We start from the raw sequence: 13,756 nt of genomic DNA on the forward strand, positions 1-13,756 counted from the left end.
AAGGATGAAAAGAAAATAATAACTTATCGTGGAGAAGAAATGTGTCTTCAAGAAAAAATTGGATATAACGATCAGAAACATGGATGCAAGAATTGTTTTGAAGGAAGCCAAAAGAACAAGAGAAGGGCCACTGATCATAACAAACATTAGAATAGAATAAAATCCAGAACTTCTTTTTAAAGTATAATAATTGATTATATGTGAGCTTAAAGATATTGCCGTGTGTATTATGGATACCGCTACTCCGGTAACAAATATAGAAAAGAGTATACCTATGGACGTTGCAGTCAGGGTTCTTTTCCAGAAAAGTTTATTTGTAAAGCGAAACTTGATTTCATGAGTTGAAGCAACAAACCTCATTAACAATCCCTTCCTTTGAGCAAGAGATTAAAAATAATGTTTTGAAGATTGTCAAAAAGTCATGGGTTTGCATTTGTTCTTCGATATAGGAAGTGATGAACAACTTATTTTTAATAGACACTCTTTTACACATTATTTCTATCACTGATAGTTGATTCTTGGCATTGCGAAATTATTATAACAACTAATAATTTAATGTTAACAACATGATTACAATTACAATTTATTCTGCATTAAATAATGTTAATGCGGAATAAATTTGTTCGGATAAAGTGTTCTTTCGAGATGCGTTTTAAAATAAAAAGCTAATCTAGCGCATATCAGTTCTGTTTTTAGTTTTTATAGGATCAAATTCATTTTTCAAGGGATATTTCACTTTCTGTTCGATATACCTGGTGATGACAGTTGCTTTTCCTTGAAAAGGGGCTGTGCAGTGATTGAGCCTTAAGGAAGGCTCTCTTTGAATAAGAAAGCCCTCCTTGAGTGAGATCTAAGAGCTCTTATGCAACCAGTGCATCATCATGGAACATATGATGCATGTCTGATGATGTATGCAGAAGATCATCCTGTTGTTCATCCTGGAGATGATACAATGGATTATCAATATCGTGTCTTTGAAGATCTTGATAGGATAAGACTGCAGGTTCAAGGATTGCAGAGGCTTCCTGGAAGGAAGGGGCAGACAGGTCCTCCTCAACAGTTTCGGAAGAAGAGATATCGGTCATCACATCCCTGACTGTTCGTATTAAAGCTTTGTCTTCGCCAGTGGGAGCATGGCGTTCTTGATCATATTTCTTCTCTGCTGTACGAATAAAGTTATTATACATCTCTCGAGTAATTGGTTGTTCTTTCTGAGGTGGCAGATCAATCATCTTATCCTTAAATTTCAGACTTATTTTGTCAAAACAAAAAAATTCTGAAAAACTAATGCTGTCACCTGTTGAGGTAATTTGCAGAGTTAATATGTTAAATGGTTGAGTACATACCGAATATTCGTTATCATATTGGTCATCTTTTTCTATACAATAATGTTTTATAGAAAGATCTGATAGATCCTCAATATCTGGAAAGTAGATTGTAATGTTATTTGTACAAAAGTAGATACTGTAATTATGAACCAAATCATGACCATCTCCTTTATGCAAAACAAATGTTACATTTCTCGGAGGGGCTTCATTACAACAAAAAGATATTTTCAATGGATCCAAGAAACGATCATTGACTGTAATAATATCATCTCCCTTACCCCCTTCAACAATAAATTTCTGATTTTCAAGCATAAATCTTTTATCGTCGTGCATCTCCGCTGGAGAAGTAATAATGATTTTGTCATTACCTTCACCACCATAGAGATAATTAAGCATTCCTTCTGTATTGTAAGAAATAAGCTTATCCGCGCCTGGTCCGCCGATGAGGATATTATTGCCGTCACCTGCTTTCAGCGTATCATTACCCTCGCCGCCAATGATCAGGTCATCGCCATTGCCTCCGGCCAATTTATCGTTGCCCTGTGTACCGATGATCAGACTGTCTTTTTTACCTGCCTTGACATGTTTATTATTAATGGCGAAAAGGATTTTTTCCGGGGTATATTCATTGATCAGCTTGAGCATCTCGCCGGAGACTTTTTCTTCATTCCGGGCTGCTTTGCTTAAGGATTTTTTTAGAGTTGGTAAGGATAGCAGGTCAGGGTTCAAGGAGGCAAGCTGGACAGGTTTGCTGATTTCTGGTACATGAGGTGTGGTCAGAAAAGCAATTAATTCCAATTTTGGTTCGTCGGGCTGTTTGTAACTGGCCAGCATGATGTCTTGCTTGACAGAGGTCAAGGATTTTTCAGCATCAAGAATTTTGTTGATTTTTTTATGCTCAATCTTGATACGGCTTGCTGTCTTTTGAATGAAATTTTTTATTCTGGACAAAGGTTTAGAAAGAGTTTCGCTATATCCATGGAGTACGTGCAAAAAATATTCTTCAAGAATATTCGCCTCTACTCCTATTTTTAACATGATTTGCCATTTTGTTATCATATCCTCGAGCTTAGGATCCATGTCCTTCATACATTCTCCCAGAGATTTCCACATGACGCTATCGCCTTTTTCAAACCACCCCTTGCGTCCATCCCAGGCAAATGCACGCATATCCTGAATCCACTCAAAGTAATGTCGGTACTCAGGAGCTTTTGGATTTGAAAACTTTGCTCCCCATTGCATGGGCAGGTAAATATTCCATAATCCATCCCAAAACTCATCTTTTCCCACCCAGCTTTCGGATCCGAATACTTTGGTGATATGATAGGCTGTCCAGGCTTCTTCTGCTTTTGAAGCAGAGCCGTAAACCTGTTTAAAAACATCCGTGTGATATTGCGCAATGTCTGCACCACTAAGCTTCTTCAGATGACCATCTTTCTTGTCTTTGCGGGCCTCATAGTCTGCCATTGCCAGGCCTTTCCAGATTTCTGGTACGTGGGAAGGATAATCCAGACCAAGATCATGGTTCAGCTTGTTATAGGCATAATTATTGGCCGTAATAGCGCTTAATCCTTCGTCTTTAATAACATTCTGGGCCATTGTGGCATACCATGCGTCAACAGGCTTGATAGAGTCGTAATACTCCAAGGCCAGAGATTTAATCTGTGCACGATCCGTCTTTGGAGTAGCCGCGAGTTTCGTGTAAAGACTGTTTATTGTGGTAAGCTGTTCCGGCGATAAACTCATGATTAAAATCTTTCGTAATAAATTAAATAAAATTTAATTAAAAATTGAATAAAACAGGTTAAAATAACAACAATTGTAAGTTTATAAGTCAAACATGAAGGAAGTTTGTATCATTTTAGAAATAAACCATTTCCTTAAAAAGACAAGAGCAAAAATCAATTTTACTTAAAAAATATGATCATTTTTATCTTGTTAATGCTTCGTCCGATCAAGTATATTATCAAACAAGGATATCGCAAAACCTCCAATAAGACCTGTTACCAAGACCATCACCAGAAGGTTTCTTGAAACATTTATCATAGAGCGGCATATTTCCCAGGATGGAATGATAGGTAACCGTTCTCTATCATCGTCCTTTAGATTTGTGTAGTATAGGAGACAATGTCTCCAGAGGTTATAGCCCAATATTGCTCCAGGAAGAAAGACGCTGTAAATAACAGTGAACATGCTACTCAAGAGCGGCTGAAAGAAGGAAAGAAAACAGAACATCAAAAAGTTAGTCAAGAGCGTATAATAAACAATTGTGGTCCATCGATTGGTATTCAGGAAGAGATTGCAAAAACAAACCGGGATAAAAAAGAGAGCAACTGTCATTGTGTATACAAATAATCCTATTAGGAAGGCAAAAAACACTAGTAAGCGTAGAGTCAATAATTGAGGATAAGCTATCAGAAGGAGTATAAAGAGAGTATAATAAACAATTGTGGCCCATCGATTGGCATTCATGCCCACGTAGAAAAGGAAAAATATTAAGCTTAAAATGAATCCTTGAAGCAATAAAAGATTACCTGTTTCTGTCATGTCAAGTGTTATAAATATATACAGTGTTCCTGCGAAGCTCACATTCAGGCTAGCAAAGAACAGGCCATTCAGGGTAGCGAGAAGATTGATCCTCCAAAAGGTAGGACTGTTGAAACGGAAACGTATTTCTTTCCAGGGAGCAATAAAATTCATTTAAAATCTTTTCGGGTTTAAAATTCTTAAAATAAAAGGAAATTTGTATTTTTTATACAAAAGCATTTCCTTAAAAAGACAAGAGCAAAAATCAATTTTACTTAAAAAATATGATGATTCTTATCTTGTTAATGCTTTATACTGCTCAAGGATGGCGTCATTATAACAGCTACAATAAGAGGTATTAATAAGAGCACCATCAAAAGGTTTCTTAAAACATTTATGATAGGGCGGCATACTTCCCAGGATGGAATGATAGGTAAGCGTTCTCTATCATCGTCATTTAGATCTGTGTAGTATAGGAGACAATGTCTCCAGAGGGTATAGCCCAATATTGCTCCAGGAAGAAAGACGCTACAAATAACAGTGAACATGCTACTCAAGAACGGCCGAAGGGGATAAATAAGATAAAACATCAAAAAAGTAAAGAAGGTATAATAAACAATTGTGCCCCATCGATTGGTATTCAGGAAGAGATTGCAAAGACAAACCGGGATAAAGAAGAATAAGAGAGCAACTATCATTGCGTATAGAACTCCTACTATTAGCGAGGCTAAAAACATCATTAAGGCTAGAGAAAATGTTAGAGGATCAACCATCAGAGGGAGTATCAAGAGAGTATAATAAACAATTGTGGCCCATCCATTGGCATTCAGGAAGAAATTGCAAAGACAAACCGGGATAAAAAAGGCAATAGTCTGTATTACTACGCATTGAAATGTTATGCCCACGTAGAAAAGAGAAAATATTAAGATTACAATGAATTCTTGAAGAAAGGAAAAATTAATTGTTCTTGTCATGTCACGTATAAGTATATGCATTACTACTGCGAAGCACACAGTCAGGCCAGCAAAAAACATACCGTTGAGAGTGGCAAGGATATTTATTTTCCAAAAGGTAGGACTGTTGAAACGGAAACGTATTTCTTTCCAGGGAGCAATAAAATTCATTTAAAATCTTTTCGGGTTTAAAATTCTTAAAATAAAAGGATAACACTTTTTAAATAAAATAAAAATAAAGGAAATTTGTATTTTTATACAAAACCATTTCTTTAAAAAGACAAGAGCAAAAATCAATTTTACTTAAAAAATATGATGATTTCTATCTTGTTAATGCTTCATCCGATAAAGTATATCATAAAAGCTTTCATAAGAATTCCTAACATGATCATCATCACCAGAAGGTTTCTTAAAACATTTATGATAGGGCGGCATATTTCCCAGGATGAAATGGTAGGTAACCGTTCTCTATCATCGTCCTTTAGATCCGTGTAGTGTAGGAGACAATATCTCCAGAGTGTATAGCCCAATATTGGTCCAGGAGAGACGCTATAAATAACAGTGATCCTGGTACTCAAGAACGGATACAAGAAGGGAATAAGACAGAATATCAAAGGGGTAGTCAAGAGCGTATAATAAACAATTGTGCCCCATCGATTGGTATTCAGGAAGAGATTGCAAAGACAAACCGGGATAAAAAAGAATAAGAGAGCAACTTTCATTGCGTATAGAACTCCTAATATTAGGAAGACAAAAAACAATAGTAAGGTTTCAGGCAAGGTAGGATCAGCGATCAGAGGGAGTATCAAGAGAGTATAATAAACAATTGTGGCCCATCGATTGGCATTCAGGAAGAGATTACAAAGACAAATCCGGATAAAAAAGGCAATAGTCTGTATTGCTACGAATCGAAATATTATGCCTACGTAGAGAAGAGAAAATATTAAGTTGAAAATGAATACTTTAAGAAATGGAAGATTAGCTATTCCTGTCATTTCAGATATAAACATACCATACAGTGGTTCTGCGATGTTCACAGTCAGGCTAGCAAAGAACAGGCCATTCAGGGTAGCGAGAAGATTGATCCTCCAAAAGGTAGGACTGTTGAAACGGAAACATATTTCTTTCCAGGGAGCAATAAAATTCATTTAAAATCTTTTCGGGTTTAAAATTCTTAAAATAAAAGGATAACACTTTTTAAATAAAATAAGAATAAAGGAATCTACTTTATTTGCAAAGCGATTTGTTTGTGATCTCTGTTAGATGCTTCATTGTTTTTAAAGGTTAAAATAAAAAAACATAAAAAGAACATTAAGTGTATAAATATAAAATATTTAGCGAACATTATAACAATATTTATATAACAAATCAAATTTTATCGGCAGTAAAGATATTTTTACTTTTACAGAGAAGAATATTGACTTATACTTTATTCATGGGTTTATATGAAGTCCGATGATAAAGATTCCTCTTGAAATTGTTTGCCTTCCGCATGCAGAAGGCCTCCCTTTGCCTTCCTATCAAACAGAAGGGGCAGCAGGTATGGATTTGCGCGCAGCGCTTTCTCAAAATGAGAATCTCAAAATAATACCTGGTCAGCGTGTTTTGGTTCCTGCTGGTATTATTGTGGCAATTCCTTCTGATTATGAAGGACAAATCAGACCTCGTTCTGGATTGGCTCTTCAATATGGTATTACATGCCTTAATTCTCCTGGAACTATTGACAGTGATTATCGTGGTGAATTGAAAGTCTTGTTAATCAATCTTGGTTCGGATGTTTTTATCGTCAAACGGGGAATGCGTATTGCGCAGATGGTTATAGCTTCATGTGTTCGTGTTGAAATTACTGCTGTTCCTGTACTTCAAATAACACATAGAAATGATAGTGGTTTTGGGTCTACAGGGACTCTTTAAACACATAATGCTGTATTTTTTCTTTAAGCAATTTTTGTAAAAGATTCACTGGGTATACGGTAGGCAATTGCTTCAGCAAGGTGAATGCTTTTTACGATTTCTGATTGATCAAGATCAGCAATCGTGCGGGCTACTTTCAGAATTCGATGATAACCGCGTGCTGAAAAATGCATTTTTTCAGCAGCCTCGTTGAGAAGCAAAACTCCTTGTGAATCAGGTACCGCGATCTGTTCTATAAGGGCTACAGAACAATGCGCGTTATTTGTAACAGAAGAGATCCCCATTTTCTCCATTCTTTGTTGCTGGTATTGACGCGCTTTCAAGATACGTTCTGCAACAGATTGACTTGATTCTGCGTTGCTGGGCATCAGAAGATCTGTTGTTGATACAGCGGGCATTTCTATCCGAATATCAATTCGATCTAGAAGTGGACCAGAAATACGGGCTTGGTAATCAATTGCACAGCGTGGACCTCGAATACAGCTGGTATCACCTTCTCCAGCCATACCACATCGACAGGGATTCATGGCAGTAACCAGTTGAATACGTGCAGGATAACGAACACTGCGATTAGCTCGTGCAATAATACATTCGCCTGTCTCAAGTGGTTGACGAAGTGCATTGAGAGCTTGTGGAGAAAATTCCGGGAATTCATCCATAAATAAAACGCCGTTATGGGCTAAAGATACTTCTCCAGGACGTACGCGTGTTCCACCTCCGACCAATGCAGCCATTGTTGCAGAATGATGCGGTGAGCGAAAAGGTCGATATTGGGAGAGATTTTGTTCATGGCTCAATTGTCCTGCCATTGAATGAATTGCTGCAACTTCAAGGAGTTCGGCCGTTGACAAGGGAGGAAGTATTGAAGGAAGCCTGGAAGCAAGAAGAGATTTACCTGAACCTGGAGGACCCATCATCAGCAGATTATGACCACCAGCAGCTGCAATTTCCAGGGCTCTCTTGGCAGCTTTCTGTCCTTTGATATCTGAAAGATCTGAAAGGGTAAGGTTTTGGGATCTCTTGGCTGGCTGAGGTCGGGACAATATCTGGGTTTTTCGGAAATGATTGGTCAGCTCGATCAAAGTGTCAGGTGCCAGAATATCAAGATGTTCATTTGCCCAGGCAGCTTCAGAACCACAGCTTTTAGGACATATAAGCCCTTTGTTTAAATTTTTTGCGCAAATTGCTGCCGGAAGTACACCATTGATAGGGCCAAGGGAGCCATCAAGGTGCAGTTCTCCAAGAGCCAAATAATGTGCCAGGCTTTCTGAAGGTAGCGCTTGGATAGAGCTCATCAGGGCTAAAATAATCGGCAAATCAAAATGAGAGCCTTCTTTGGGTAAATCAGCTGGTGCAAGATTGACTGTAATCCGTTTTGCAGGGAGGGCAAGTCCACAGGCATATAAAGCTGCTTGTATCCGTTCACGACTTTCTGCGACTGCCTTGTCTGGTAAACCAACAATTTGTATACCAACTTTTCCAGGAGAAATCATTACCTGAACGTCGACAGCCACTCCTTCTATGCCTTGAAATGCAACTGTAGAAACTCTTGAAATCATATTTAAACTTAAAAATTTATAATAAAATAGAATATTTAATATAAAGGACTGTTATCGTATTTTTGCAAGAGTTTTATTTTATATTCATGTTTTTGTTTAATTTTTGATACAATAAGGCTTGTTAAGGAGAAAAAGAGTGCATGATATCTTGTTCTATATTAACTGGCTCTCCAAATTGTGACTTGTAAACTTCGTAATTTTCCATAACACGCTGGACATAGTTTCGTGTTTCAGAAAATGGGATTTGTTCTATCCAGTCAATGACTTTATCAAGAGGCAAGTGGCTCGGATTACCATATTGAACAATCCAGCGGGAAGTATTTTCTGGTCCAGAATTATAGGCAGCAATAGCTAGAATATAGGAGCCATTAAAATGATTGATCTGTCTTTTTATGTAACTCAATCCGAGGCTAATATTATAGCCTGTATCGTTAAGGAGTCTATCTTTGTTCCATTCCAGTTTCAGAGAGTTTGCTTCTTTTTTGGCAGTTGAAGGTAATAACTGCATTAATCCTTGAGCACCAGCAGAGGATATAGCTTGAGGATCAAACTCACTTTCTTGCCTTGAAATAGCATAAACCAGCGCTTTCTCGTTTTTAGAGATCTGTATCTTTTCAGGAATGATACCAAGAGGAAAAGCAATAGCTGTCATGTTCATTCCTCGTCTATAGGCTATTTTCCCTATTTGTAATAAAAGTTTCTGCCTGTGATTTTTTTCGGCGAGATTGGCCAAAATTGCTATTTCTTCTGGTTTTACAAGTTTTTCAGCCAAAAAATTATAGAGATCATCTGCTTGTTTGTAACAATTAATAGCTTCAAGCCTTAGGATAGCTTGGAAGATTGGATTCAAAAGTAAATGATCGTAATCTGCAGGAGTAGGGGTCTTTTTTGTCACAATAATTTGATGAAGACCTATTTTCATCGCTGCAAGTTGTCCATAGAAAGTTGTAGAATACGATGATGCTTGTTTGTAATAAAGGATTGCCTGCTTTTTATCTTTTAATTCAGAAGCTCTGCCCAGCCAATAGAAAGCGCGTGAAATGGATAAGGGGCTATTGGAAATTTTCATAATATTATTGAAATGTTTTGTTGCAATTACAGGTTGGTGTAGTGTTTGCAATGCATACCATCCGGCATTAAATTCGGCATCAACAATACTTTTATTGTCAGTAGCAGCATAATCCATAACAAGGTTATAAGCAGCCTGAAATTCCCCCTTTATTCGTAAGGCACGACTTATAATTCTTTGTTCTGTCCACCAAAATTCAGGATTAATGAGTTTTTCAGGATCTCGAGGTCTTTTTCCAAGCAAATAAGCAGCATCATTATATTTTTCTTGAAGACGAAAATTCTTGATCTGGATCAATAAATAATCAGGATCATGATGCCATTGCTTATCAGCTTTATGAAGAAGAGCGACTACTGTTTTTGATCGGCTGTTCACAGCTTTCCATGCATCGTAAAGAGATTGCGCTTTTCCCATCTTGGCAAAACGTTGTGCCTGATTAATTTTATTATGAAACAGAAGATAATCCATACGTGCCTTGTGATCAGCAGCAGTGAGCAGAGATGAAAAATTTTGGAGAATATTATCCTCAATAGATGTATCGAATATTCGTGTTCTCCAGATAAGACGTATCAGATGTTTGGCATGTTCCGGACTTTTTTGTTTTAAAAATATTTTTGCTAAAAGTATAGCTCCTTCAGGAGTTACAGGAGAATGCTCCTGAAAAACATGAAAAACTTGATTTTCAGGAGAATGCTCATAAAAGAGAGCTCGCTCTAAAAAACTCCAAAATTTATTGGCATAAGGCCATTCGATGAGTTCTTTTTTTGCATCAATAATTTCTGCAGAAGGTACCTCTGTTCGTCCTGAAATAACGATTGCCCAGGTTAATATCTTCCTGTCAAAAAGAGTTTTTGTTATCCTGTTGCGTATCAAGATTGCTTTGGGGATATCATTATGCTCTAATGCTTCAAGTCCATATCTAAGAGCATCTTTTTCAGGAATATTTTCTTGTTTAGAAACATCATTTTTTATTGGGTTGTCGATAGGAAAAACATTGCTTATTTCTTTAGAGGGAATGCTTTCTTCCTTCGGATTTTTCAGGGGTATAACAAGAATTTTTGATTGTTGTGAAAATCTTTTTGTAGAATCATCCTGAGCATTGCTTGGCTCATTTATAAAAGATGTTATCAACATAATTCCGATAATAAGGAATATTTTGATTTTTATATTCATCAGATCATAACATCCTTTTTATAATAGGCGCATTCTCAAGTATGCTATAAGAATTTTATGTTGTAAAATTTATTAAAGTCTTTGTCTGTAAATATTGATTATTTTTTGGCAATTTTTGCAATTAAAATTTATCAAATTAATGTGTTTAGTTCCATTGAATGACCTATTTTCGTCGTGCAGTTTCTGAACAATAGTTTTTATGGATAAGAAAAATATAAATTCTAATATTACTATGTACATAGCTATTAGTGTTACTATCGTTATGAAAGCTAAAAATCTTGCAAGAAGAAATGATTCTGCGGTCTCAAAAAAGATTGGCATTGTCTTAAATAAGGTAAGAGTATTAATCTACTTTATTTGCAAAGGGGGGGGGAGTGTTTGTGATCCGTCCGATATACCTGGTGATGACAGTTGTTTTTTTGAAAGGGGCTGTGCAGTGAAGGAGCCTTAAGAAGGCTCTCTTTGAATAAGAAAGCCCTCCTTGAGTGAGATCCAAGCTCTTATGCAATCATTGCATCATCATGGAACATTTCTGATGATGTATGCAGAAGATCATCCTGTTGTTCATCCTGCTCATAAGAATTCTTGCCATAACTCTTCTGAAATTCACGATCGATCACAGTATCGATATAACCGTCTATTTCTACTGCTGAGTACTTGTCCCAACCGTATAAAAGCGAATGCACCTCTGTATCGCCAACAGATCCATGCTCTGTTATCTTTATGAGATCGGTGACCAGATCTTTTTGGTACTTCTTGTTTGAGCTTTCATAGCGCTCACAATAATACGGATCAAGCTTCTTCATATAAGACCCATAGCTATCTTCTCCGTCTGGTTTAGGATAGTTGTCACCATCAAAGAAATTAATATCCTTTTTGTCTATTCTTGAACAGACATGATCCACATGCTGATCGAAGTCATAGGGATAATGCAGGTGCTGAGGGGCTGGCGCCGGGGGAATTTCTTCTGTATCAGGACTGCTGGCAATGGTAGCATCATCAGTGACCGCTGGCTCAGAGGAAGTGGCTTCTTCTTCTTTCCCAAAATACTGATCCATATCTTCCTGAACCACGTCGGCTCTTACTATATTATATAAGCAGACGTCCGATAAACTCCATATATGGAAACCTTTTTCCATGTTTTTTTTCTGGCAAGCCGTAGGAAGCTTCAATTCCAGATAATTCTTTTGTTTGATACGTAAAAGAAGCATAGGATCAAGATCAACCTTCAATTGATCAATATCTTCCTTCGGAAGGAGGCTCGATAACGATACTGTGGTGTCCTGATTATTAAAACGGATTTGCAGGTTTTGATCTTTAATGTCTCTGGCCACAATCGTCTCCCCGGTCGACTTGATCTGTATAATGGCTGTCGTGCGGTGCAGCCTTGGGACAAAGACTGCCACATCGGATGAATCCGTATCAACAAGATCCAGGATATAACCATTCTTGCGGCTTTCAATAAAATCATGACCATCTCCTTTGTGGAAAACAATCCTGACATTCTCATCACGTGTTGTTTCCTTGAGAAAGATAAGATCATTGCCTTTACCCGCATCAATCACCGCATGGGTATGATGGGATCCATGGAAGAAGATCTTGTCATTGCCCTCACCGCCATAGAGATGGTTCATGCTTGTACCAAGATCCTTATGACCGCCGGCGATGATTTTGTCTTTTCCTTCACCGCCATAGAGATAATTGACGCTTGTACCCTTTGTACAATGCGCAATCAGCTTATCATTGCCTGGTCCACCGATCAATGTGTTACTGCCATTTCCTGTTTTGAGACAGTCACGTCCTTTACCACCGATGATCAGATCATCGCCATCACCACCGGCCAGTTTATCCTTATTGTTGCCGCCGATGATCAGGCAGTCTTTTTTGCCTGCCTTGACATGTTTTTTATTGATGGCAAACAGCATGCGCTCCGGAGTATAGTCATTGACACGTTTGAGCATATCCATATCAACTGTGTCACAATCGATCAGATCATCATCCGCATCGCTTGCAGCATCCTCGCCAGGTTGACTGACTTTCGGTGCAGTAATCATGGAAGAGATCATCTGCCATTTTGCTTCATCAGGTTTTTTGTAACTTTCCAACATCATCCCCTGCTTGATGGTTGCCAAGGATCCTTCCGTCTCAAAATATTTTTTTATTCTTTCGTAATCCATCTTGATACGGCTCGGTTTCTCCTGAACCGCTTTCTTTATGATGGAGCGGATATCAGAATCAAATTGATAAAACCCATATACTAGGTCTAAAACCAAATCTTCAGCTCCATTTAAAACCATTCCTAGAGGATGAGACTCTTGATATTTTTTGATAAAATCAAAAAATTCCTTTGGGAATTTATTCAATACCTCTGCAATTTTACTGTCCGGGTTATTGAGCGGGTACGGTATACCTTCCCAAGATTCTTCCAGAGATTTCCAGATGACGCCATCACCTTTTTCCCAGCTAGAATGTGACCACTCTGGGCCCTTGCGTCCATCCCAAACAGATAGGCGCATATCCTGAAGCCATTCAAAATAATGGCGATATTCTGGTGACTGGGGATCTGATTGCAAATGTTTGCTTGCCATTGACCAGTAAATCTTAACTCCACCCCAGAACCCATCTTTTCCCACCCAGCTTTCGGATCCGAGTACTTTGCTGAGATGATAGGCTGTCCAGGCTTCTTCTGCTTTTGAAGCAGGGCCGTAAACCTGTTTAAAAACATCCGTGTGATATTGCGCAATGTCTGCACCACTGAGCTTCTTCAGGTGACCATCTTTCTTGTCTTTGCGGGCCTCATAGTCTGCCATGGCCAGGACTTTCCAGATTTCTGGTACGTGGGAAGGATAATCCAGACCAAGATCATGGTTCAGCTTGTTATAGGCATAATTATTGGCCGTAATAGCGCTTAATCCTTCGTCTTTAATAACATTCTGGGCCATTGTGGCATACCATGCGTCAACAGGCTTGATAGAGTCGTAATACTCCAAGGCCAGAGATTTAATCTGTGCACGATCCGTCTTTGGAGTAGCCGCGAGTTTCGTGTAAAGACTGTTTATTGTGGTAAGCTGTTCCGGCGATAAACTCATGATTAAAATCTTTCGTAATAAATTAAATAAAATTTTATTAAAAATTGAATAAAACAGGTTAAAATAACAACAACTGTAAGTTTATAAGTCAAACATGAAGGAAATTTGTATTTTTTATACAAAACCATTTCCTTAAAAAGACAAG

Annotated in this window: 9 protein-coding genes; 5 read left to right on the forward strand and 4 right to left on the reverse strand. The window is 37.8% G+C overall.

Going from position 1 to position 13,756, the window contains the following annotated elements:
• Nucleotides 1-860: 860 nt before the first annotated feature.
• Nucleotides 861-3,074, reverse strand: coding sequence for a calcium-binding protein (locus B488_RS06810; RefSeq protein WP_015272960.1), 2,214 nt, complete (start codon nt 3,072-3,074; stop codon nt 861-863).
• A 381-nt stretch (nt 3,075-3,455) separates the two neighbouring features.
• Between B488_RS06810 and B488_RS07165 the strand changes: the two genes are divergently transcribed.
• The 4 genes from B488_RS07165 to dut all read left to right on the forward strand — a co-directional run bounded on the left by B488_RS07165 (nt 3,456) and on the right by dut (nt 6,721).
• Entirely contained in the window at nt 3,456-3,683 is a 228-nt protein-coding gene (locus tag B488_RS07165; RefSeq protein WP_041770634.1) for a hypothetical protein, read from the forward strand.
• A 653-nt stretch (nt 3,684-4,336) separates the two neighbouring features.
• On the forward strand, nt 4,337-4,537 hold the full coding sequence (locus B488_RS07170; RefSeq protein ID WP_041770637.1) for a hypothetical protein: 201 nt from the start codon (nt 4,337-4,339) through the stop codon (nt 4,535-4,537).
• A gap of 1,224 nt (nt 4,538-5,761) precedes the next feature.
• Complete coding sequence (locus B488_RS07175; RefSeq protein ID WP_157058173.1) at nt 5,762-5,959, forward strand: hypothetical protein; 198 nt, start codon at nt 5,762-5,764, stop codon at nt 5,957-5,959.
• 303 nt (nt 5,960-6,262) lie between these two features.
• Nucleotides 6,263-6,721, forward strand: a complete 459-nt coding sequence (dut, locus tag B488_RS02640) for a dUTP diphosphatase (protein ID WP_015272964.1) — start codon at nt 6,263-6,265, stop codon at nt 6,719-6,721.
• A gap of 23 nt (nt 6,722-6,744) precedes the next feature.
• Here the strand turns inward: dut and B488_RS02645 are convergent, their stop codons facing one another.
• Both B488_RS02645 and B488_RS02650 read right to left on the reverse strand, forming a co-directional pair.
• A complete protein-coding gene (locus B488_RS02645) occupies nt 6,745-8,280 on the reverse strand; it encodes a YifB family Mg chelatase-like AAA ATPase (protein ID WP_015272965.1) in 1,536 nt (511 codons plus the stop codon).
• A 121-nt stretch (nt 8,281-8,401) separates the two neighbouring features.
• Nucleotides 8,402-10,522, reverse strand: coding sequence for a lytic transglycosylase domain-containing protein (locus tag B488_RS02650; protein ID WP_015272966.1), 2,121 nt, complete (start codon nt 10,520-10,522; stop codon nt 8,402-8,404).
• 199 nt (nt 10,523-10,721) lie between these two features.
• Between B488_RS02650 and B488_RS02655 the strand changes: the two genes are divergently transcribed.
• Nucleotides 10,722-10,973, forward strand: coding sequence for a hypothetical protein (locus B488_RS02655; RefSeq protein ID WP_015272967.1), 252 nt, complete (start codon nt 10,722-10,724; stop codon nt 10,971-10,973).
• A 49-nt stretch (nt 10,974-11,022) separates the two neighbouring features.
• Here B488_RS02655 and B488_RS06815 read toward each other — a convergent pair whose 3' ends face one another.
• Nucleotides 11,023-13,611 carry a calcium-binding protein gene (locus B488_RS06815; protein ID WP_015272968.1) on the reverse strand — a complete coding sequence of 863 codons (2,589 nt, stop codon included), beginning with the start codon at nt 13,609-13,611 and terminating at the stop codon, nt 11,023-11,025.
• Nucleotides 13,612-13,756 lie beyond the last annotated feature (145 nt).

The organism is Liberibacter crescens BT-1, from assembly GCF_000325745.1.
Taxonomy (GTDB): Bacteria; Pseudomonadota; Alphaproteobacteria; order Rhizobiales; family Rhizobiaceae; genus Liberibacter; species Liberibacter crescens.

Coding starts and splice junctions, on each gene's coding strand:
- B488_RS07175 (WP_157058173.1), top strand. CDS start 5,762: ATGAATACTTTAAGAAATGGAAGATTAGCTATTCCTGTCATTTCAGAT.
- B488_RS02650 (WP_015272966.1), bottom strand. CDS start 10,522: ATGAATATAAAAATCAAAATATTCCTTATTATCGGAATTATGTTGATA.
- B488_RS02645 (WP_015272965.1), bottom strand. CDS start 8,280: ATGATTTCAAGAGTTTCTACAGTTGCATTTCAAGGCATAGAAGGAGTG.
- B488_RS06815 (WP_015272968.1), bottom strand. CDS start 13,611: ATGAGTTTATCGCCGGAACAGCTTACCACAATAAACAGTCTTTACACG.
- B488_RS02655 (WP_015272967.1), top strand. CDS start 10,722: ATGGATAAGAAAAATATAAATTCTAATATTACTATGTACATAGCTATT.
- B488_RS06810 (WP_015272960.1), bottom strand. CDS start 3,074: ATGAGTTTATCGCCGGAACAGCTTACCACAATAAACAGTCTTTACACG.
- dut (WP_015272964.1), top strand. CDS start 6,263: ATGATAAAGATTCCTCTTGAAATTGTTTGCCTTCCGCATGCAGAAGGC.
- B488_RS07170 (WP_041770637.1), top strand. CDS start 4,337: ATGTCTCCAGAGGGTATAGCCCAATATTGCTCCAGGAAGAAAGACGCT.
- B488_RS07165 (WP_041770634.1), top strand. CDS start 3,456: ATGTCTCCAGAGGTTATAGCCCAATATTGCTCCAGGAAGAAAGACGCT.